This is a genomic window from Streptomyces sp. NBC_00663 (genome assembly GCF_036226885.1).
GTDB lineage: Bacteria > Actinomycetota > Actinomycetes > Streptomycetales > Streptomycetaceae > Streptomyces.
This window is the reverse complement of the sequence record NZ_CP109027.1, coordinates 6,035,677-6,057,016: the sequence shown is the minus strand read 5'-3', so window position 1 is coordinate 6,057,016 and position 21,340 is coordinate 6,035,677. Positions and strand designations below refer to the sequence as shown.

Here is a 21,340-nt window from a genome sequence, read left to right as displayed (position 1 = left end):
CATATCCGGCCCGCAGTTCCCCTGCTCCCTCGCGGAGCGCTACGCGTCCTTCAACTCCTGCCGCTGCCGACCGAGCCCCTCGATCTCCAGCTCCACCACATCCCCCGCCCGCAGGAACGGCTTGGGGTCAGGCGCCCCCAACGCAACCCCCGCGGGCGTACCCGTGTTGATGACATCCCCGGGGTACAGCGTCATGAACTGGCTGACGTACCGCACCACTTCCGCCACCGGGAAGATCTGCTCGGCTGTCGTGCCGTCCTGCTTCAGCTCCCCGTTGACCCACAGCCTCAGCGACAGGTTCTGCGGGTCAGGAACCTCGTCCGCCGTCACCAGCCACGGCCCGAGCGGGTTGAACGTCTCGCAGTTCTTGCCCTTGTCCCACGTCCCGCCGCGCTCCAGCTGGAACTCCCGCTCGGACACGTCGTGCGCGACCGCGTACCCGGCGACATGCCCGAGCGCGGCCTCCGCCGACTCGACATAGCGGGCCGTACGTCCGATGACGACGGCCAGCTCGACCTCCCAGTCGGTCTGCACCGATCCGCGGGGGACGAGCACCGTGTCGTTCGGGCCCACAACGGTGTCGGCCGCCTTGAAGAAGATCACCGGCTCGGTGGGCGGCTGGGCGCCGGTCTCTCGGGCGTGGTCGTGGTAGTTCAGGCCGATGCAGACGATCTTGCCGATGCGGGCGAGCGGGGGTCCGATCCGCAGCCCGGTCGGGTCCAGCGCGGGCAGCGTGCCCGCCTCGGCCGCGGCCCGGATCCGGCCCAGCGCGTCGGCGTCGGCGAGCAGTGCTCCGTCGAGGTCGGGGACGACTCCGGAGAGGTCCCGCAGGACACCCTCGCCGTCGAGCAGCGCGGGCGTCTCCGCTCCCGCCGTACCGACTCGCAGCAGCTTCATGATCACAATCTCCCTCGATCGCGGGGCGCCCTCCGACGGGTGCAGCCATCGGAGGACTGGTCGATCCTCCAAGGTCGGCGTCCAGTCCGCAATACCCGGTTCACGGACTGGACCGGGGCCCCGAGGAGCTCAGCGGTACAGGAAGGCCCGCTCCACCGCGCTCCAGGTCGTGCTGGTCACGACGTACAGCGCCGCCGCCAGCGGCACCACCGCCACGGTGAACAGCGTGAAGAAGGACATGAACGGCATGACCTTGGTCATCGCCCCCATGCCGGGCACGGTCTCCCCGTCAGTGACCGGGACCGGCATGGTGCGCTTGGTGCGCCGGTAGTTGAACGCAGCGACGACCGCGACGAGCGCGAAGAGGGCGGCGTACACCAGCCCCGCTCCCCCGAACATCCCGCCGTCACCGAGCGCGTCGGCCCAGCGGCCCCCGAGGGGAGCGGCGAACAGTTCATGGGTCAGCAGCGGGTTCGTGGTGTTGGAGAACAGGTGGTACAGGAGGAAGAAGGCCGGCATCTGGAGCAGGCTCGGCAGACAGCCGGACAGCGGTGAGACCTTTTCCTCGGCGTGCAGCTCCAGCACCGCCTTCTGGAGCTTCTCGGGGTTCTTGGCGTGCTTCTTCCGCAGCTCGGCGAGCTTCGGCTGGAGTGCGGTACGGGCCTTCTGGCCGCGGGCCGCCGCCCGGGACAGGGGGTGGACGAGGAGTCGTACGAGTGCGGTGAACAGGACGATCGCGCCGGCCGCGGCGGATGCGCCGAGCAGCGGGTGGAGGAGGTCGGCGAGCTGCTCGACCAGGGTGGCGAAGACGGACATGGGTGAGCCCTCCGGGGGTCTCGTCGATGCCGGAACGTTCCGGGAGTGATCGGAAACGGCATGACGACCCGCGCGAGGGCAGGCAGGTGTGCGGGGCCCTACGCGGTGGTCGCCGGGAGGGCGTGTCCGGGGGCTCGGGGCCTGGTGCGGCCCCTGGCGTCGGGGTCGCGTTGGGGCAGGAACGCCGTACGGCGGGCGCGGTCCCTGATCGCCGTACGCACCCGGGTGGGCGGCACGGCGGGAGCGCAGCGGGCGGCGGCGAGCGAGCAGAGGGCGAAGGCGGAGCCGGCCGCGGCGGTCGCGGCGAGCGCGACGGTGGCGGAGAGGCTGCCCGCGTCGAGGACGGCGAGCTGGAGGAGCAGGAGGAGGAGCGCGACGGCGGGCGCGGGTCGCGGACTGCGGTTCACCCCTGCCCCCCTCCAATGCCTGCGTGTATGTACTGCCTCGGTTATACCTGACCGGTCTCCAGCGGTTGCAGGAGCCTCTTCGGCTTCAGCAGCGCGCGGCTGACCGGATCCGCCGGGTCCCGATCGAGTCCGGGTCCCGGCTCCATCAGAACGTCTTCGACCGGTACGACGGTTCCGCAGGCGGCGCATTCGCCGTACGGCCCGAGTTCGGTGCCGCAGTCCACGTGCCGGAACCAGCGCAACTGGACGTCGCCGTGGTGCTCGCGGCCCCAGCGGCCCAGCGAGCGGAGGGTGGGCCACAGTCCGATGCCGCGGTCGGTGATGACGTACTCGTCTCGTGGCGGCGACTCCTGGTAGCGGCGCTTCTCCAGGATGCCCTCCTCGGTGAGCGTGTGGAGGCGGGCGGCCAGGACGGCGCGTGGGATGCCGAGGTGGACGAGGAAGTCGTTGTAGCGCCGTACGCCGTAGAGCGCGTCGCGGACGACGAGCAGCGTCCAGCGCTCGCCGACGATCTCCAGCGCGCGGGCGATCGAGCATTCCTGCGTCGCGTAGTCCTTGCCCAGTGCCATGCCGTCCACCTTAGCCACTTTGCGAGCGGTTGGTTCAGTGACCGAACCGACCCTGCTAGGGTACGGGACATGGCTAGGTTCAATGAACGAACCGTAACCGGTTCCCCCGCGACATCCCCCGCGACGTCCCCCGCGAAGACCGCTTCCGCAGGCCCGGTGACAGTCCCCCACCCCGGCCGCACCCTCGCCCTGACCAGCGCCGCCACCGCCGTGGCGCTGATGACGTACACCGCGCCGATGGTCACGCTCCCCGAGACCGCCGCCGCCCTGCACACCCCGCTCTCCGCACAGGCCTGGCTCATCAACGGCACCCCGCTCGGTCTCGCCGCCCTCCTCCTGGTGGCCGGCAGCCTCGCCGACGACCACGGCCGCCGCCGGATCTTCACCGCCGGCACCCTCGCCCTGGGCCTCACCACGATCCTCGGCGCGTTCGCGTCCACGACCTGGCAGTTCACGCTGGCCCGGATCGCCCAGGGCGCGGCCAGCGCGGGTCTGCTCGCCAGCAGCCTGGGCCTGCTCGTGCAGGCCTTCCCCACCCCGCACGGCCGGCTGCGCGCGACCGGCGTCTGGGGCGCCTTCGTCAGCGGCGGCATAGCCCTCGGCCCGCTGGTCGCGGGTGCGCTGCCCGACTGGCGGGTGGCATACGGGGTGTTGGGCGCCGCGACCGTGCTCCTGGCGGCCCTGGGCAGCCGTACGCTCACCGAGTCGCGGGCCCCGCGCCCCGGCCGTCCTGACGTGCTCGGCGCCCTGGCCTTCGGGCTGGCCCTGATCGCCCTGATCGCGGCCCTGACCCTGGGCCGGGACGGCTGGCTACGGGCCCCGGTGGGCCTGCTGCTCCTCGCGGCGGTCGTACTGGTGGCCGTCTTCGCCCTGGTGGAACGCCGTACGGCGACCCCGATGATCGACCTCGGCCTGCTGCGCCGCCCCGCCTTCCTCGCCTCCTCCACGGCCGGCCTGTTCACCGGCCTGGCCGTGATCGGCCTCTTCAGCTTCCTGCCGGCGCTGCTCCAGCAGACCCTCGGCCTGTCCGCGATGGACACGGCCTGGCTGTTCCTGCTCTGGTCCGGCCTCTCCTTCGCGGTGGCCCTCCAGGCCCGCCGCCTCGCCGGCCGCGTCCCGCCCCGCCTCCAACTCGCCCTCGGCTTCGCCCTGCACGCGGCCGGCGCGCTGACCATGCTCGGCGCCCTGTCCGCGCACTCCTGGACCCGCCTCCTGCCCGGCCTGCTCCTCGGCGGCGTCGGCAGCGGCCTCCTGAACGCGGCGCTGCCTCTGGTGGCCGTCGAATCGGTACCGGCGGCGCGGGCCGCGATGGGATCGGGCGCCCAGCAGACGTTCCGGTACGTCGGGTCGTGTGCCGGGGTCGCGCTGACGATCGCGGTGTCCACGTCGACGGGCGGCGGCCTGGCGCACGGCGCGGACATCGCGATGGCGGTGTCGGCGGGGCTGGCGGTGGTGGCGGCGGTGCTGCTGGGGGTGCTGCGGGAGCAGCGGGCGTAGGCGCGGGGCCTGGTCAGCGGGGGTGCGTCGAGGTCAGCTCGGCCCACACCACCAGGCGGTACCGGGACGTGTACTCCGGGGTGCAGGTGGTGAGGGTGAGGTAGTAGCCGGGCGTCGAATAGCCGTAGGCGGGACGGACGGTGGAGCGCGGGACGCGGTTCAGCACGCCCGAGTCGCGGGCGGAGGTCTGGGCGAGGGTCTTGTCGACGGTGTACGTGTAGAGCGCCGACCTGGTCTCCACCTGGACGGTGTCCCCCTTGGCCAGCCGGTTGACGTACCGGAACGGCTCCCCGTGCGTGTTCCGGTGCCCCGCGAGCGCGAAGTTCCCGGCCTGGCCCGGCTGTTGGGTGCCGGGATAGTGGCCGACGTACCCCTTGTTGAGCACCTCCTGCTTACCGACGCCCTCGGCGACGGGGACACGGAGGTGGAGACGGGGGATGGTGAGGATGGCGTAGGCCTGGGACCAACTGGGTTGGGTGGAGCGGGTGGTGGGCTGTCGGCGGGTGGTGCGGGCCGTCGGCTCATCCGAGGTCTCGGGCTCCGGCGCAGTGCTGGGAAGGTCGGTTGACGGCTCGGCCGCCCACTCCCGCTCCAGCGCCTCCACCTTCCGCTCGGCACCGCGCCGGGCCTCCCGGTTGGTCCACCACAGCTGATGGACGACGAGGAGCAGCAGCACGACCCCTACGGTGACGAGGAGTTCACCCCCCACCCACACCACCCTCCGCCGCCGCGCACGCCGACGCCGGGTGTCGTGCCGTACGAGGGGAACCCGCATACGTCCACCTGACTGATCGCCCACCTGACCTGCACCGGGCCCGCACGATAAGCCCTGCTTGCACAAGTCACCAGCCCCATAAGCTCCTTGGCCATGAGCAAACTCTGGTTCCTGGCCGCGATCCCGTTCCTCGGCGGGCTCGCCCTCATGGTGTACCAGGCCGAAATCGCGATCACCGAGATCGTGCTGCGCCGCATGGGCCGCCGTACCGAGGCAGTGGTGAAGGGGCACCTGACCACGCGGTCGGGGACAGACCCGTACCGGCACCCGATCGTCCGCTGGACCGACGAGAAGGGCGAGGAGCGCGAGCACGCCGTGTCGGCCGGCTCCCGCCGCTTCGCCGAGGGCAACGTCGTCGCCGTCATCCACAACCCCGGCGCCCCCGACACGGTGGCCCTGGACACGCCGGAACGCTACAAGACGGCGATGTTCGGACTGTGGCTGGGCGTGCTGCTGTGGGCGGGCGCGCTGACGGCGGTGCTGATACGGATCGCGACGCTGCTGCCGGAGTACCGGTACGGGTACTGAGGCCGGAGGCCAGGGGCGGGGCCGAGTACCTCTACCCCTTCTCATAACCATTGGAAAAATAGAAAGCCCGATAGAAAGAAAGCGCTGTCCCACCTCTCGACAACCCCGCGCGTCACCCCCGATGCTTCGTGATGGCGCGCGGGGGGCGAGACGAGCGAGCCACTACGTCTTCAGGCCGACCCCTGCTCAGGGGCAGGAGCCGGCCCCACGGAGAGGCGGAGAAGGACAGCCATGATCCGACGCAGAACGCTGCTGACAGCCGCAGGAGGCACCCTCCTCGGCAGCGCCCTGGCGACCGGCACCGCACGGGCGGACGCCACGATCGCCGTCAACCCCGGCACCTCCTACGGCACTTGGGAGGGCTGGGGCACCTCACTGGCCTGGTGGGCGAACGTGTTCGGCGCGAGGGACGACTTCGCCGACCTGTTCTTCACCACCAAGTCGACGACCTACAACGGCACCTCACTCCCCGGTCTCGGCCTGAACATCGCCCGCTACAACCTGGGCGCGTGCAGCTGGAACACGGTGGGCGGAACGTCGATGACGGCGTCCGCCAACATCCCCGCGTTCAAGCAGATCGAGGGCTACTGGCAGGACTGGAACAACGAGGACCCCACGTCCTCCGCCTGGGACTGGACCGCGGACGCGACCCAGCGCGCGATGCTGACGAAGGCGGTGGCCCGCGGCGCGACCACGGAGCTCTTCGCCAACTCCCCGATGTGGTGGATGTGTCTGAACCACAACCCCTCGGGCGCCTCGAACGGCGGCAACAACCTCCAGTCCTGGAACTACCGCCAGCACGCCTCCCACCTGGCCGCCGTCGCCCTGTACGCCAAGAACAACTGGGGCGTGAACTTCGCGACCGTGGACCCCTTCAACGAGCCCTCGTCGTCCTGGTGGACGGCGACCGGCACGCAGGAGGGCTGCCACATGGACGCGACGGTCCAGTCAGCCGTACTGCCGTACATGCGCAGCGAGTTGAACAGCCGCGGGCTGACCGGCGTGAAGATCTCGTCCTCGGACGAGACGAGCTACGACCTGGCCCGCACCACCTGGAACTCCTTCAGCTCCACGACCAAGGGGTACGTCGACCGGGTCAACGTCCACGGCTACCAGGGCTCGAGCGGCCGCCGCGACCTGCTCTACACCGACGTCGTCACGACGGCCGGCAAAAAGCTGTGGAACTCGGAGACCGGCGACAGCGACGGCACCGGCTACACCATGGCCTTCAACCTCCTCTACGACTTCCGCTGGCTGCACCCGACGGCGTGGGTCTACTGGCAGGTCATGGACCCGTCGGCGGGCTGGGGTGTGATCAAGTACGACGCGAGCACCCTCCAGGCCGGCGCGATCGAGACGAAGTACTACGTCCTTGCCCACTTCAGCCGTCACATCCGCCCGGGGATGAAGATCCTCGACACGGGGGTGAGCTACGCGACGGCGGCCTACGACGCGACGGCGAAGCGCCTGGTGATCGTGGCCCTCAACACCTCAACCTCGGCCCAGACCCTGACCTTCAACCTCTCCAACTTCACCACGGTGACGGGCGGCACCAACGGCCTCGTCCCCCGCTGGAACACGGTGACGACGGGCGGCGACAAGTACGCGTCGTACTCCAACACGTACCTGAGCGGAAAGACGGTGGCCGTCCCCTTCGCCGCGAAGGCGGTGCAGACGATCCAGATCGACGGCGTGACGCTGTAACCGCGGCCGTCCCGGGTGGGCCAGGGTTCCCGGATGGGCCCTGGCCTGCACGTATCTCTCCACATTCACCGCTCGGCAGTACGGTGTCCCTCATGCGCCCCGACACGCCTGCCGAGAACGTCGACCACACCGCCGAAGCGGCACGCCTGGAGCGAACCGCCGGCCTGTATCCCGAGGACGCCGAGCCCCTGCTCCTGCAGGCCGCCGCCCACCTCGAACTGTCCGGCGACCGCCCCGCGGCAACCACGCTCTACGACAGTCTGCTGTCGTCGTCCGCCGAGCTGGAGAACCCGCATCTGGTACGCGCCCTCAAGGCGTCGAACCTCTGGGAGTACGGCCACGAGGCGGAGGCGAGGGCGATCATCGACGGCGTCCGCGCGGAAGCCCCGCGCGACCCGGCCCCTTGGGTGATCGTCGCGGAGTCCCTGGAAGCCCACGACGAGCTGGAGCAGGCCCAGGAGACGTTCACGGAGGGAGCGAGCCTCCTCCTGACAGACGTACCGGAGCCCCCGTACTCCACGCACCCCTTGCTCTTCGGCCGCCACCGGGTCCGCAGGATGCTGGGCGCGCCCCACGACGACTGGGACGTCCTGGCGGACACCCTCCACACGTCCCCCGTCCCCCTGGACGAACTCCACGACCCCAAGCGCGTCTGGTCCCTCGGCTCGGACAACCCGGCGGAACTGGCGGCGGAGATCTCCCGCCTGCGCGCGGAACTCGGCACCTACCGCGAGGCCCTGTCCCGCCCCTTCCCGGTGGCGGTCCTGCACTGGCCGACGGCAGAACTGACGGAGCTGCTGACCGCGTACCCGACCCTGTCGGAGGAGTACCCGTCCCACGACGAACACCTCGCGACGATAGAGGCCTCGCTGCGCGAACTGGCCGCCTCCGGCACCCCGAACCTGGGCATCGTCACGGGCACGGTCCCGTCGTACGAGGCGTTCGCGGCGTCGGAGGGAGCGTCACCGGCAGACGGGTCCCTGCTCCCCCAGTACGCGACGACACTGGCGGCGCGGGGCCGGGCAGTGGCTTGGCCACCGCAGCGGGGGGCGGAGTGCTGGTGCGGGTCGGAGCGGATCTACGGCGCCTGCCACGGGGCGGGGGCGGCGTAGCGGACGCCTGACCCGGCGCAGCCGGATACAGCCGAGGGTGACGGCCTTTGGTCGTGACAGGGGCCGTCACCCTCGGCGACGGTGAAGGCCTTGGTGGGTCATGGCAGGCCGTCATCCTCCCTCAGAGACTGGCGAGCAGCCCGTCGAGCGGAGCCGGAACCCGATCATCGTCGAGCGCCTCGACGAGCACCCGCCCGTACCGGATCTTGCGCCCCTTCTTCGTCCCGAGAAACCGCCGGAACTGCTGCTCCGGAGCCCGCCCCTGCTGCGCCGGCTGCCGCAGAAAAATCTCCAATGCCCGCAACTCCCCCTCGCCCCGCACAAGCTCCCCCACCCGCGTCACGCCGAGCGCCCGGATGAGCTCATCCTCAAGATCCGCCGCACAGACAAAGATGCCCCGCTCGGCCGCACCGACCTGCGCAAAGCCGCGAACGTAATACGGCCGCTCCCGCTCATCACACAGCCCCACAAGCCGAACCCCCAGCCCGGACGGCCCGAGAAGCCGAGCGAAGCGCCCGACATTCATGGCCCCGCCCATGGACATCACACAGACCCCCTCACCCTCCAGATCCCGGCCGCGCCGCTCCGCCAACGCATTGACGGCCGCGACATCGCTCAGCCCCTCAAGCAGCACGACCACCCGGACGGGCAACAGCTCAGCAAGCTCAGCCACAGGACCACCGCCGCCGCGGCCCCCCACCCACGCAGTGACCGCATCCCGGAACACCCCCATGTCAGACATGAGACGAGTCTCAGCCCGCCCCGGCCCCAGAGCGAGGCAATTTCCACGTCCACCACCCGCAGCCGCAGCCACTGAGCCTGACCCGGCGTGCCCACCCACAACCCACAAGCCGCCAAACCACCCGGCGTGCAGGCGAGACGCCCCCGCGCCCGCCTACGCCGGGAACCTTGAGGCCGAGGACAGACGTCAACAGACCTCGGCCACCCGTCCTTCCGGGCCGCCCGCTCGCTTCTCCCCCGTGCTGGAGCGGCCCGGGTCAAGGGTGGCCCGCAGGGCCATCGGCGCAGCCGACGCGAAGCGCCCTTGAGGCGGGCCGCGGAAGCACGACACTGACAAAGAAGCGGGCGGCCCCAACGGCAACTACACAGCAGCCGAAGCCACCAACACCCATCTCGTCACGGTTCAACACGGTCGACGCCCACACCGCCGGCGCCACCCTCCCCGTAGAACCGCCCCCGATCACACAGCGCATCGATCTCCGCGTTGTCCTCCTCACTCAACTGCTCGTCCAGCGCAACGCTGATGACACGCCGCGCACGAGCCAGCCGCCGAGCGACGTCCCAGTCGGCGACAAACTCCCCGACGGTGCGCTCGTCGGCAGTCCCGGATGCCTGACGAGAACCGATTCGATCTAGGGAAACCACGAACTCGTTCAGGTCCTGGAGGACTGCCACGACTTCATCGAGGGGCAGGTGGATCTCGCGGGAGGACATGTCCATGGGCCGATGGAACTGCAGTACCGGAACGCAAGTCCAGTTCCCATAAACGACTTATCGACCCACTTCAAAGTTCTACCTCCTTCAATGTCCCACCTTTGCAGTACGGTCACATTTACCGTCCGAGCTGAAGGGTCGACGTCTCCGGAGTGGCCCTGACCTGTGCAGTTTGAGGAACCGATGCCCTACGAGCCCGGCACCGTCTGGCAGTACGACGTCCCCACCACTGGCAGCACGCATCTGCCGCCAGACGCCGGCTACGGCAGGGCACTCACCAACCAGGGCTACGGCTTCGAGGTCGCCGTGGCGGACCTGATCGACAACTCGATCGACGCGGGCGCAGACAAGATCGTCGTGCATTTCCTCCGCGACGCCGAGCGGATCCTCACCCTGCTGGTCATCGACAACGGCAAGGGAATGGACGAGGCCGGCCTGGACGACGCGATGACGGTCGGAAGGCGCCGCACCTACGGTGACGACGCCCTCGGCATGTACGGCACCGGTCTGAAGGCCGCATCGCTCTCCCACGCCTCGTCCCTGACCGTGGTCAGCCGCACGAAGCGCAGCCGCGCCGCGGGCCGCCGCCTCACCGCGGAGGGAATCGAGGACAGTTTCCGCTGTGACACCGTCGACCCGCGCTACGCGCAGGATCTCGTCGACCGGTACGACGGCGTCATCGAGTGGCACGGCACGGTCGTCCGGTGGGACCAGGTGCGTGCCTTCGAGACCGTGGCACCCGGCCAGAGCGACCAGTACCTGTCGCAGGCGATCGCCCGCCTGGAAACCCATCTCGGCCTCTACCTCCACCGCTTTCTGCAACGCGGTCTCCAACTGGACATCGCGGTGTGGGACGTGAGCAGCAGCGCGAACGAGCTGGGCGAAGAGGTGGACCACATCGCCGTAGAGGCGCTGGATCCGTTCGGGTACAAGGTGCCCGGAAGGAAGGGGTATCCGCGGCGGTTCACCGCGCCTGTGGAGGGCATCGGGGACATGCGCCTGACCGCCCACATCTGGCCCGCCAAGTCGAAGCAGGCGGGTTTCCGGCAGATCGGTGCGCTCGCTGAGCGTCAGGGCTTCTACTTCTACCGCAACGACCGCCTGGTCCAGGCGGGCGGCTGGAACGGTCTGCGCAACCCGGAGGGGCATCTCGTACTGGCCCGCGTGGCCGTGGATCTCCCCGCGGACGAGAACAGCGTCCTCCGCCTCGACGTGAAGAAGGAGAAGGTCACGGTCACCCCAGCCTTCACACTCGGCGTGGACAAGGCCGTGGACGCCGCCGGACACACCTTCCACCAGTACCTCGGTGACGCCGAGGCTGCCTATCGGGACGGTTCCAGACGCACGGAGATCGTCCGGAAAGCCGTCACCCCTCCGGGCAAGGGCGTGGACCCGAGGGTCAAGCGGGTCATCAAGGAAGAACTGCCGGAGAAACCGGGCGAGGAACCCATTACGTTCACCTGGGGAACGCTGCCTGCCGACCGGTTCTTCGACCTGGACCGCGAGAGCAACGCCGTCGTCCTCAACAAGGACTACCGCGAGGACTTCAACGACGGCAGACGCGGCGGCGCGAACGACGCTCCGGTCACAAAGACCCTGCTCTATCTGCTACTTGAGGACTGTTTCGGGCTCGGACGCTGGGAGCGAAGCCGCCAGGACCGCGTGGACTACTGGAACACCATCCTCCTTGCTTCCGCGGAAGCACATCGCACACGGCGCAAGCAGACGTTCTCCTGACACCGTACGGCACTCGCCCCGACTCCCCACTGACCGCTGATTGAGGCCCGCGCATGAGCCACACACCCGCCGACGTCCTCCTGGACATCCATGCCTCCGCTCTCGCAGGCATGGTCAACGGCCCCAAGCATTTCGAACGCTGGGCCGCGCTGGCCGCCGACGAGGACCATCCGGACGCCGATCTCAGTGAAGAGCGCTTCCACGAGAGCCTGGTCAGCGCGGACGACGCACTGACGGCCCTCTGGAGCCGCCATCTCACCGCGTGGGACTTCGCGGAAGACCCTCAGTGGGCTCTCGGCACCCCTGCCCGGACCGACGAACGACGATCGGTCGTCTACGACCGCCTGCGGTTCGGCGGCGATCTGAGGAAGGCACTGGACAACGCCGTTCCCGTGGCCAAGCTCCCCGGCCCCACCGTGATCACCCGTGAGTTCGCCCCCTGGTACACGTCTGAGCGCACGGCCGCCCGGTCCTTCTACTGGGCGTCGTACGAGGGGAAGCTCCGCGCCAAGGGTTGGCCCGACGCCGCGATTGCCAGCCTCGACGAGGCCAGCCGAGCGGTCGTCGAGCGCCTCACCGACCCCGAACAGTCCGCGGCCCGACAGGCGAAGGGCCTGGTCGTGGGATACGTCCAGTCGGGCAAGACAGCGAACTTCACCGGAGTCACCGCCAAGGCCATCGACGCCGGATACCGCCTGGTCATCGTCCTCGGCGGCACCCTGAACCTCCTTCGCGCACAGACTCAGCGCCGCCTCGACATGGAGCTGATCGGCCAGGAGAACATCCTGCGCGGCGCCGACCTCACCGACCTGGACTCCCTCGTGGGCATCGACTATGTCGGCGACGAGGACACCGACTGGCCCGACTTCGTGCGGCACGGCGGCCGTCCCTCCGCCCTGGGCGCCTTCGACATCGAGCGCCTGACCACCCGGGACAAGGACTACAAGAGCCTGGCCCAAGGCATCCGGGCGCTGGAGTTCGAGAAGCGCGAGCCCACGCGCCCGCTGTACGACCCGGCAAACCTCCACCACACCGCGGCCCGCGTCCTGGTGGTGAAGAAGAACAAGTCCGTCCTCACCAAGCTCGTCAAGGACCTCAAGCAGATCCACGGCCTGCTCGGCGAACTCCCCGCCCTGATCATCGACGACGAGTCCGACCAGGCTTCCGTGAACACCCTGGATCCGAAAAAGTGGGAGGCGGGCAAGACCGACCGCACTGCGATCAATGGGCTGATCTCCCAGCTCCTGGGGTTGCTGCCGCGGGCGCAGTACGTGGGGTACACGGCGACACCGTTCGCCAACGTCTTCATCGACCCTGGTGACGAAGAGGACATCTTCCCCCGCGACTTCCTCATCTCTCTCCCCCGGCCGGCCGGTTACATGGGTGTCCAGGACTTCCACGACCTGGACGACAACGGGCAGGGACAGGCCGAGGCGACCCATGTCCGCGGCATCTACGACTCCACCGGGGACCGGCTCCAGGAGGCTCTGGACGCCTTCGTACTCACCGGCGCCCTGAAGCTCTACCGAGTCGACCGCGGCCTCGCCGAGGGGCCGTTCCGCCACCACACCATGCTGGTTCACGAGTCGGTCAGGATGGCCGAGCACGCCGCTCTGGCCCTCCGCATCAGCTCGATGTGGCACAACGCGGCCTACAAGGGGACGGAGGGCCACACGCGCCTGGCCTCCCTCTTCGAGAAGGACTTCCACACCTACGCGGACGACGCCCTGCCCACCCCGCAGACGTACGCGGATCTCAAGCCGTACGTCTCCCGCGCCCACCAGCTCATCTCCAAGGGCGGCACGCCGGTCATCGTCGTCAACGGTGACAACGAGCGCGACTACGACCAGCCCGGCCTCGACTTCGATCGCACCCCGCACGTGTGGAAGATCCTCGTCGGCGGCACCAAGCTCTCCCGGGGCTTCACGGTCGAGGGCCTGACGATCTCGTACTACCGCCGCACGACCCGGCAGGCCGACACCCTGATGCAGATGGGCCGTTGGTTCGGCTTCCGGCCCGGATACCGGGATCTCGTACGGCTGTACATAGGACGCGAGGAGACGCTTGGCCGCAGCCGCAACGCCAGGTCGGTCGACCTGTACGAGGCCTTCGGGGCCATCTGCCGCGACGAGGAACTCTTCCGCGAGGAGCTGGCTCGGTACGCGCCGCTGGTGGGCGGTCGGCCCCAGGTGACGCCCGCGCAGATCCCGCCGCTGGTGGCGCAGCATCTGTCGTGGGTGAAGCCGTCGGCGCGGAACAAGATGTTCAACGCGGAGCTGGTGGAGGTCCGGTCACCCGGAACATGGGTGGAGCCCACGGCCTACCCCGAGCTCCCGACAGAGCTGGCCCACAATACGGAGGCCTGGGAGCCGGTGCTTGCCGCGCTGGGAGCCGCCCCGGCCAGGCTGGCGGTCGGGAGCGAGGCCGGGTACGAGGCAAGAGTGGGGACGATCTCCCACGAGACGCTGATACAGGTGCTGTGCGACCTGCGGTGGTCCGTCCCGAGTCAGTTCTCCCCGCACCTGGAGTTCTTGTTGCGGGCGGGACAGCAGCCGGCGACGATCGACGACTGGTTCGTGATCATGCCTCTCCAGTCCGCCGCCGGTCGACGCGAGGCCCGCATCCTGGGGCAGGGGCCGTTCACCCCGGCCCGACGGACACGTCGTCGGGCCCCGCTGTTCGGCGCGATCAGCGAGCCGAAGCATCGCGCCGCGGCCCTGCGGATCGCGGGCGCCGTCTCGACGGCGGGCAGCGCGGCCGTCGAGGAGTACGTCCGTCCCCGCCGGGGCGCGCTGGTGCTCTACCCGGTGGTGGAGTCCGAGCTCCGACTCACCGCCGACGGGTCGGTGGATCCGCGGGATCTCGTCATGGCCTTCTCCTTCGTGGCGCCGAAGTCGGCGGTGGGGCCGGGCAGTCCGCTGGTCCGTTTCCGCGCGATCGACTCGGGCCGGCAGGATGCGATCGTCATCGACCGAGACGACGTACGTCCCTGAGGCGGCGCAGCAATTGAGCGATCTGAGACCTTCTTCACCCGGCGTCTCCGCACGCATGTCCCGGCAGCTCAGCAAGAACACCGCGGCGGAGCTGGCGGTACGCCGCCTGCTCCACGCGGCCGGCCTCCGCTACCGCGTGGAGTACCGGGTGCCGGGCATGGCTCGGCGCCGGATCGATGTGGCGTTCCCTGGGGTGAAGGTGGCGGTCCTGATCGACGGGTGCTTCTGGCACGGATGTCCGCAGCACGCGACGCATCCGAAGGCCAACGCAGAGTGGTGGCGCGAGAAGCTGGACCGGAACATGGCACGCGACAGGGAGACTACCGAGCATCTGACCGCGGAGGGCTGGACGGTGCTGCGATTCTGGGAGCACGAGGCTCCCGAGGACGTGGCCGTGCGCGTGGCGGCGGCGGTGGAGCAGCGTCGGGCGAAACAGGCCGGGGGGAGAAGGAAATGAGTGCGCTGACCTTCGTGGACGTGTGCTCCGGGGCGGGTGGGCTGGCCCTGGGGCTGGAGCGGGCGGGGTTCGAGCCGCGTCTGCTGCTGGACGACGACGCGGACGCCGTCGACACGTTGCGGGCCAACCGGCCGCGGTGGAACGTCCTGCGCACCGACCTGATGGACTTCGACCCGGCCGAGCACCCCGTGAGCCACGACGTGGATCTCCTGGCGGCCAGTCCGCCGCGGGTGAAGTCGAGTGCGACCGTCAAGCGCACCGACTCCGGTGCGGAGGAGCGGCTGCTGGAGGCCACGGTCTATCTCGCCCATGCGATCAGGCCTCGGGCGGTGCTCATCGAGAACGTTCCCGGGCTCGCTCACGCGGACGAGTACCAGGGGTTCCGTGATCTTGCGCGGGCCGAACTGGCGCACCTGGGTTACGAGTTCAGCTGGTTCGTCGTGAACGCCGCCGATTTCGGGGTGGCCCAGAACCGCAAGCAGGGCGTCCTGGTGGCGATCGAGCGGCGGTGGGCCACGTCGTTCCGACCGCCGGCGCCCACGGTGTCGAACCCGAGCACAGTGGGTGCCGTTCTGGGGCCGTCCATGGCCTCTCGGGGTTGGCGGGACGCCGCCCGCTGGGCAGCCCAGGCCGATCAGCCGGCTCCGACCCTGGTCGGCGGGTCGAAGAACCGGGGCGGCGCCGATCTCGGACCTACCGGGGCAAAGCGGAAGTGGGCGACCATGGGCGTGAACGCGCACACGGTGGGCGACCGGATTCCCGGCCCCGACTTCGTGTGGGATCCCGAACTAGGCAGAGACAACATGGTGAAGATCACGATCGAGCAGGCGGCGCTGTTACAGGGATTCCCCGGATCGTGGGACATCTCCGGACGCAAGACCGCCCGGTACCGCCAGGTCGGCCACGCTACGCCGCCGCCCGTCGGGGAGGCGCTGGGGCGGGCGATCGCCGAGGCGCTGGTCGCGGCTCCGACGATCTTCGAAGCCGGCTACACTTCCGCCACATGACCAGCACGGCGCCCCACCAGTCCGTCCTAGACGAGCCCTTCGTTCTAGATCTTTTCGCGGGCCCCGGAGGGCTGGACGTCGCCGGACGGGCGCTCGGCATCCCGAGCCTCGGCATCGAGTGGGACAAAAGCGCATGTCTGACGCGCTACGCGGCCGGACTGGACACCCTTCACGCCGATGTGAGCGCCGTGCGCAGGGATGCCTTCGAGTCGCTGCCGCCGGAGATCAACGTGCTGGCCGGCGGCCCTCCGTGCCAGACGTACTCCGTGGCCGGCAAGGGCGCGGGCCGCAAGGCCCTTAGCGAGGTCAAGGACTACATCAAGCGCCTGATGGCGGAAGAGCAGATCGACAAGGATCTGGAGAAGCTCAGCGATCCACGCACAGCGATGGTTCTCGAACCACTTCGCTACGCGATCCAGGCCACCAGGAGTCCGAACCGGGAGAACCGGCCGTACGACGTCATCGTCCTGGAACAGGTCCCTGCCGTGGCGGCGCTCTGGGAGCATTACGCCGAGGTGCTGAAGGAGACGGGTCTTCCCGACGGCACCAAGTACGAGGTCGTCGTGGATGTCCTCAACACCGAGACCTACGGGGTGCCGCAGACGCGTTCCCGCGCAGTGCTGATCGCTCGGCGCGCAGGGCTCGGCCAACCCTCGCTCCCTGAAGCCACCCACCGTGCCTACGACCCGAAGGAATGGAACCGCCGGCAGGCCGAGGCTCGTCAACCGACGCTCTACGACGCGGCCGTACCGGAATCCGAGGCCCGGACTGAGGACGGTCTCCTCCCCTGGAGGTCGATGGGTGAGACACTCGCCCCTCACGGGCGGAGAACTCCCTTCCTGGTCCGCTCGAACTACGGCAGCTCCGGGATCCCCGGGCGGCGCGGGGTGCGGACTGACCGGCAACCTGCCACCACCGTCACCGGCCGTATCTCCCGCTTCGTGGTCTTCGAGCACTTCCACGAGAGCACCGTCGTCTACGAGGGGCCGCGGTTCAGCATGGATGAGGCGGGGATGCTGCAGAGCTTCCCGCCGGGCTATCCCTGGTCGGGTACGGCCCGAGCCCAGCAGGTGGGCAATGCCGTACCGCCCCTGTTCGGCGCGCACCTGTTGAGTGCGGCGCTCGGCCTGCCCGCGCCGGACCCGGATGTGATGGGCGAGCCCTGGCGGCCGACCACGGAGGAGCAGCGGGCCAAGCTGCGCAACCATGGCTGTGGGGACGCGTACGAGTGCACCGCCAGGTGCCCGCGTCCCCAGGATCAGGCGCCGGTCCGTTCCTCGGAGACGAAGAAGACGAAGTAGGCGTCGGTCAGTCCACGCTCTTCCTTCCCCGGACCGGCGCGGTCTCGAAGAGGTCCGTGAAGTACTCGGTCAGCCTGGCCACGGACTCCTCGGGGACCGGCTCCTCGTCGGGGCCCTGCGGGAGTTCGTGGCGGCCGACCGGCTGTGCCGATCCGGCCTCGGCGATCCAGTCCCGCAGACGGGTGGGGTCCTTGTGCTCGTCCGGTGCGAGGACGTCGTAGACGAGCGTCGCACCGGCCGCGTTGATCGCGACGCTGAGGCCGAAGATCTCCCGCCCCGTAGTGACCTGCCCGCTCTTCAGGAGGCGGACGAGTGCCTGGGCGGTGGGGCGGTGGTCGATCAGCTCCATCCGCAGAACGGTGTGAATGAGGTCTTGGTTTCCGCACGCGGCCTCGACCGGCTCGTAGTCCTGACCGTTCCGGAACAGCTCAGCCGCCCACCACAGGCGCGAGAAGCACTGCCGGTCCGCGGGGCCCCGGAAGCGCTCCGCCGCGATGCGCCGTTCCGGCCTGCTCGTGGTCGGCTCCGACAGATGACGCCATGCGACGTAATCCGGCGCCACCGCCATGGCCAGGTGGTTCCACAACCGCTTGTCCGCCGCCTCTCGTCGCGTCAGACGCAGAGTGGCGTGGAGCCTCGGCGCGAGCCACGCGTCCGCCCGGGTCCGGTCCGCGCGGAACTCGAACATCGCGTCCTCCACCAGGCTTCGGATCGGTTCGACCCACCACCTGGCGTCGTCCTCGGGAAGGGCCTCGACGACCTTGGCGAGATCGATGCCGCCGTGCACCTCCTCACCTTTGAGCAGCGACTCCGTGAGAAACGGATCGACGGCTGAGGCGGGGAGCAGCGCTAGGCGCTCTGGCACATGGTTCGGTGCGGTGATCACGTCTCACTCTCCCGGGTTCGTCTTTTCCAGACCGCGGATGACATAGGCGAGGGCCCTGCCGGCATCGGTACGGCGGACGGCCGCGTAGTGGATGCGGGTCTGGAGCTCCACCCAGCCCGATTCCCCCGTGCGTCGGCGATGCACCCGCCTCAGCGCCTCCTCGACGTGCACGCCGGGGACGACGTCCGGAAGCATCTCCCGCAACACCTCGCCCTGCCAGTCGGTCGGGAAGACCGGGCCGCCGCCGGGTTCCACCTCCAGGTCGCCGATGGCGCTGTGGAACACCGCGGTCCAGACGTCGGTGGCCATCTGGGCGACCAGGAGGTCACGCACCCTGCTGTCAACACCGGAGCCGTTGCTGTCCAGCAGGCCGACGACCCCTTCGACGTCCGTATTCACGAACACCGTGGGGACGCGGGCCGAGGCGTCCACGATCCAGGGAGCGTCGGCGCAGGCACGCAACAGCTCCCGGGAGCTCTGCTTGAACGAGGCTTTCTGGACGTCCAGTTGCAGGCCACGTACCGGCTCGTCGGACATCGTGTCGATGATCCAGCTCCGATCGGTCTCGGCGATCGACCGTCCTGCCACGCCGTCGACGGTCCCGACGGCATGCACGGCGAGGGAGGCCCGCCCCAAGTGGTCGTCGCGGAGCACCCTCAGCGAGCCCGACCAGTCCAGACCGCCGTCCGCGTCGCGCGTGAGGGCCACGGAGGTACGAACGTTGGTTTCACCGTCCGTCAGTACGGCGAGGACGCAGAGGTCGGACCAGGCCGCGTCCGACGCGTTCGCCCCGGGCGGCAGCGTCGCGGACAGGCCGATCGTGGCACTCACCCAGTCGCTGTGACCCGCGATGCCGAGCGCCACGGCCTGCTGTTGGGTCGAGTACGCAGTGGTCTCCAGATGGTCGCGGGTGCCGTCTGGAAGGTGGAGGGAGACCGAGGTCACCCGGAGCGTGATCGGCCGGTTGAGTCGCTTGTACGGGTAGATCTTCACGCGTCACTCCCCTTTTCCGGCACGGAGTTCGACGACGAGACGCGTGAGGGCGGTCCTGACCGGGTGGCTCGTGACGTCGGTGGATCCCTGGAAGCGCGCTCGCCGAGCACCGGGGGTGAAGCGCAGGACCCCGTTCTCCACCTCGCAGCCCTCGACGGCCACGAGTTCCGCCCAGTCCAGTTTCGGGCGGCCTCCGGAGCGGACGTCCAGCTGGGCGACCGGAACCATCGGGACGATCTCGTCGCCCTTCGGGATGCTCACCTCGGCGCTGATCCGCCACTCCCCCTTGTCGCCGATCGTCGCGTCGAGGCCGTCCAGCACCGGGACGACCGGTCCGGCGGGCGCCTTGGCCTTGGGCCGTGGCTTCACGGTCAAAGCCTTGCGCAGTGCCTCGCTTCCTTCGCGGGCGCCGGGCTTCCGCCGTGCGACGAGTTCCTTGACGGCGGCGTTGACCTCGGTGGTCAGCATGTTGATCCGCCGGTACGCGGAGGGCGACCAGCGCAGGGTCAACTCCTCGGTCTGCCCCCAGCGGTCGTGCTCGGGTGGTTCCGCGGCCCGCAGGAACTCCTCGGCCTCGTCCGCGAAGGGGGCGGACTGACCGGCCGCCTCCCCCACCAGGAGAACAGCTTGGAAGGGGTTGGTCCCGGGCGGCAAGTTCGGAACCGTGGCCTTCTTGACGGTCATGCGGTTGCCGCGCAGTGAGTGCACCTGGTTCTTCGGTGTGTCCGCGTCGCTGTCCGCTTCGGTGACCAGCAGTACCGCTTGGTGCGTTCCGTGGGTCCCCGCAGCGCCGCCGCGCAGTGGCAGCTTCAACGGAACGTTCCGTGCCACCACCTGTCCGGCCTCGGTGAGCCGATCCACGGTGGCACCCTCGTAGTACGCCCGCAGGGCGCGGCTCCGAGAGGGTTGCTCGACGGACGGATCCACCTGCTCCTCGGCCACGACCACCTCGCCGTCGTTGCGCACGGCACGCACGAAGACCTCCAGGCGGGGCAGTTGGCCCCCTCCACCGGTCATCGCGGCCCAGAAGTCCCGGCCCAGCGCCCTGACCAGACGCCGGTGCATCCTGCGGATGTCACGCGTGTCCCGGGTGCCCTCCTCCTCCGCGTCGAGGGCCTCGTCGTCGATGTCGGACGACTTCTCGTCGAGGCTTGCCACGTCGTGCGCGCCCACGATGAGGAAGGAGGTACCGGGTTCGTCGTTCTCCCGTGTCAGGTGCAGACGGGCCACCGTCTCCTCATCCGCCCACCAGGAGCGGGCGACGTCCGCGCCGGGCGAGTCGGGGTCGGGGCGCCCGAACCAGGCGGGCCCTGCCCACGGCTTGCCGTCGACCTCTCGCCACGGCAGTTCGAGACGGCCGATGAGTCGGCGCTCTGTGCGCCCCTCGTGCGGCTGGGACAAAGTGGAGTTGATGAGTACGAGCCCGAGGGCACTGGTGGCCCACAGTGTCGCCTTGCCCAGGCCGTAGGAACCGCCCGCGTCGCGCCCGGACTTGAGACTCTCCAGCTGGCGCCTGACCACGGCGGCGAACTTTCCGTCCGCGTAGTCGTCACCGGTGAGCCCGGAGGCGTTGTAGTCGTCGACCCGCAGCAGGACCAGGCGACCCTTCTCGTACATGTCGCGTACCCCGGCGTCCACGACCCGGCCGACCTTCTGGTTGGCGGCTGTCTCGGAGACGGCGGAGTAGTGCGGGAAGAGCTCGTTCCAGAGGATCGCGTCGCGGAAGTCGTCCAGGGCCTTGCCGGTCAGCTCGTGCAGCGTGTAGCGAACGCGGACCGGGCGCCCGTTGTCCGTCAGCCGTTCGTCGAGGCTGTTCTGGCACGTCTCGCGAGCGAGCACCTGGACGTCCGCGTCGAAGGCGAAGGCTGCGGCATTGCCCAGGTCACGGCCACCGTCGGGATAACCGGCGCGGTGGTACCAGGTGAGCGGGAGGCCGGCCTGGGTGTCGGTGGTGCGGGTGTGCACCGTGCCGAGGTCCGTGCCGAGCGCCTTGGCGATGTCGATCATGACGGTCGGGCGAGGGGTCGACCTTCCGGTGATCCACGCGGAGACGGCGGCACGCGTGAGTCCTAGCTCCTCGGCCAGTTCGGCCTGGTTCTTTCCTGACAGCTTGAGCTGTCGAGCCAACCAAGGCCCGAACTCCTCGCCTGTCTCCACGCGCCACCCGTTCTTCCCTAGGAGTCGCATGCGCGTCGCATGCTGCCAG

Annotated in this window: 19 protein-coding genes; 9 read left to right on the top strand and 10 right to left on the bottom strand. The window is 69.5% G+C overall.

Going from position 1 to position 21,340, the window contains the following annotated elements; genetic code table 11:
• Window positions 1-39: 39 nt before the first annotated feature.
• The 4 genes from OG866_RS27695 to OG866_RS27680 form a co-directional block, all read right to left on the bottom strand.
• Entirely contained in the window at window positions 40-897 is an 858-nt protein-coding gene (locus tag OG866_RS27695) for a fumarylacetoacetate hydrolase family protein (protein ID WP_329338783.1), read from the bottom strand.
• Window positions 898-1,026: 129 nt separating this feature from the next.
• Window positions 1,027-1,713 (bottom strand): YidC/Oxa1 family membrane protein insertase, encoded by a 687-nt coding sequence (locus OG866_RS27690; protein ID WP_329338781.1) that lies wholly within the window; start codon window positions 1,711-1,713, stop codon window positions 1,027-1,029.
• 98 nt (window positions 1,714-1,811) lie between these two features.
• Window positions 1,812-2,120 (bottom strand): DUF6412 domain-containing protein, encoded by a 309-nt coding sequence (locus OG866_RS27685; protein WP_329338780.1) that lies wholly within the window; start codon window positions 2,118-2,120, stop codon window positions 1,812-1,814.
• Window positions 2,121-2,161: 41 nt separating this feature from the next.
• The gene (locus OG866_RS27680; RefSeq protein WP_329338778.1) at window positions 2,162-2,689 is read right to left on the bottom strand and encodes a winged helix-turn-helix transcriptional regulator; all 528 of its coding nucleotides are present in this window, start codon (window positions 2,687-2,689) and stop codon (window positions 2,162-2,164) included.
• 69 nt (window positions 2,690-2,758) lie between these two features.
• Between OG866_RS27680 and OG866_RS27675 the strand changes: the two genes are divergently transcribed.
• Window positions 2,759-4,186, top strand: a complete 1,428-nt coding sequence (locus tag OG866_RS27675) for an MFS transporter (RefSeq protein ID WP_329338776.1) — start codon at window positions 2,759-2,761, stop codon at window positions 4,184-4,186.
• Between the two features lie 13 nt (window positions 4,187-4,199).
• On the opposite strand, the gene OG866_RS27670 is transcribed toward OG866_RS27675, so the two are convergent.
• Window positions 4,200-4,961, bottom strand: coding sequence for a class E sortase (locus OG866_RS27670; protein WP_329338774.1), 762 nt, complete (start codon window positions 4,959-4,961; stop codon window positions 4,200-4,202).
• Window positions 4,962-5,054: 93 nt separating this feature from the next.
• Here OG866_RS27670 and OG866_RS27665 point away from each other — a divergent pair, with 93 nt between their 5' ends.
• From OG866_RS27665 to OG866_RS27655, 3 genes are all read left to right on the top strand, one after another.
• On the top strand, window positions 5,055-5,489 hold the full coding sequence (locus OG866_RS27665; protein WP_329338772.1) for a DUF3592 domain-containing protein: 435 nt from the start codon (window positions 5,055-5,057) through the stop codon (window positions 5,487-5,489).
• A 231-nt stretch (window positions 5,490-5,720) separates the two neighbouring features.
• A complete protein-coding gene (locus OG866_RS27660) occupies window positions 5,721-7,193 on the top strand; it encodes a glycoside hydrolase (protein WP_329338769.1) in 1,473 nt (490 codons plus the stop codon).
• 92 nt (window positions 7,194-7,285) lie between these two features.
• On the top strand, window positions 7,286-8,305 hold the full coding sequence (locus OG866_RS27655; RefSeq protein ID WP_329338767.1) for a hypothetical protein: 1,020 nt from the start codon (window positions 7,286-7,288) through the stop codon (window positions 8,303-8,305).
• A gap of 121 nt (window positions 8,306-8,426) precedes the next feature.
• On the opposite strand, the gene OG866_RS27650 is transcribed toward OG866_RS27655, so the two are convergent.
• Both OG866_RS27650 and OG866_RS27645 read right to left on the bottom strand, forming a co-directional pair.
• Window positions 8,427-9,047, bottom strand: a complete 621-nt coding sequence (locus OG866_RS27650; RefSeq protein ID WP_329338766.1) for a TOPRIM nucleotidyl transferase/hydrolase domain-containing protein — start codon at window positions 9,045-9,047, stop codon at window positions 8,427-8,429.
• 395 nt (window positions 9,048-9,442) lie between these two features.
• A complete protein-coding gene (locus tag OG866_RS27645) occupies window positions 9,443-9,766 on the bottom strand; it encodes a hypothetical protein (RefSeq protein ID WP_329338764.1) in 324 nt (107 codons plus the stop codon).
• Between the two features lie 177 nt (window positions 9,767-9,943).
• Between OG866_RS27645 and OG866_RS27640 the strand changes: the two genes are divergently transcribed.
• Genes OG866_RS27640 through OG866_RS27620 form a run of 5 tightly spaced genes read left to right on the top strand, consistent with a single transcriptional unit; the run spans window position 9,944 to window position 17,255 of the window.
• Window positions 9,944-11,497, top strand: a complete 1,554-nt coding sequence (locus tag OG866_RS27640; protein WP_329338762.1) for an ATP-binding protein — start codon at window positions 9,944-9,946, stop codon at window positions 11,495-11,497.
• Between the two features lie 53 nt (window positions 11,498-11,550).
• Window positions 11,551-14,490, top strand: a complete 2,940-nt coding sequence (locus tag OG866_RS27635; RefSeq protein ID WP_329338761.1) for a Z1 domain-containing protein — start codon at window positions 11,551-11,553, stop codon at window positions 14,488-14,490.
• A 55-nt stretch (window positions 14,491-14,545) separates the two neighbouring features.
• Window positions 14,546-14,947 carry a very short patch repair endonuclease gene (locus OG866_RS27630; protein ID WP_329338759.1) on the top strand — a complete coding sequence of 134 codons (402 nt, stop codon included), beginning with the start codon at window positions 14,546-14,548 and terminating at the stop codon, window positions 14,945-14,947.
• Window positions 14,944-15,954, top strand: coding sequence for a DNA cytosine methyltransferase (locus tag OG866_RS27625; RefSeq protein ID WP_329338757.1), 1,011 nt, complete (start codon window positions 14,944-14,946; stop codon window positions 15,952-15,954). The genes OG866_RS27630 and OG866_RS27625 overlap by 4 nt, the downstream gene beginning before the upstream one ends.
• Window positions 15,951-17,255: a DNA cytosine methyltransferase gene (locus OG866_RS27620; protein ID WP_329338755.1), complete on the top strand. Its 1,305-nt coding sequence runs from the start codon at window positions 15,951-15,953 to the stop codon at window positions 17,253-17,255. Before OG866_RS27625 ends, OG866_RS27620 begins: the two co-directional genes overlap by 4 nt.
• Window positions 17,256-17,262: 7 nt before the next feature.
• Here the strand turns inward: OG866_RS27620 and OG866_RS27615 are convergent, their stop codons facing one another.
• From OG866_RS27615 to OG866_RS27605, 3 genes are read right to left on the bottom strand one after another with little or no spacing between them, the layout of a single operon-like run.
• Window positions 17,263-18,141 (bottom strand): DUF6339 family protein, encoded by an 879-nt coding sequence (locus OG866_RS27615; RefSeq protein ID WP_329338753.1) that lies wholly within the window; start codon window positions 18,139-18,141, stop codon window positions 17,263-17,265.
• A 3-nt stretch (window positions 18,142-18,144) separates the two neighbouring features.
• On the bottom strand, window positions 18,145-19,134 hold the full coding sequence (locus tag OG866_RS27610) for a hypothetical protein (RefSeq protein WP_329338751.1): 990 nt from the start codon (window positions 19,132-19,134) through the stop codon (window positions 18,145-18,147).
• A gap of 3 nt (window positions 19,135-19,137) precedes the next feature.
• On the bottom strand, window positions 19,138-21,321 hold the full coding sequence (locus OG866_RS27605; protein ID WP_329338749.1) for a helix-turn-helix domain-containing protein: 2,184 nt from the start codon (window positions 21,319-21,321) through the stop codon (window positions 19,138-19,140).
• Window positions 21,322-21,340: the final 19 nt, after the last annotated feature.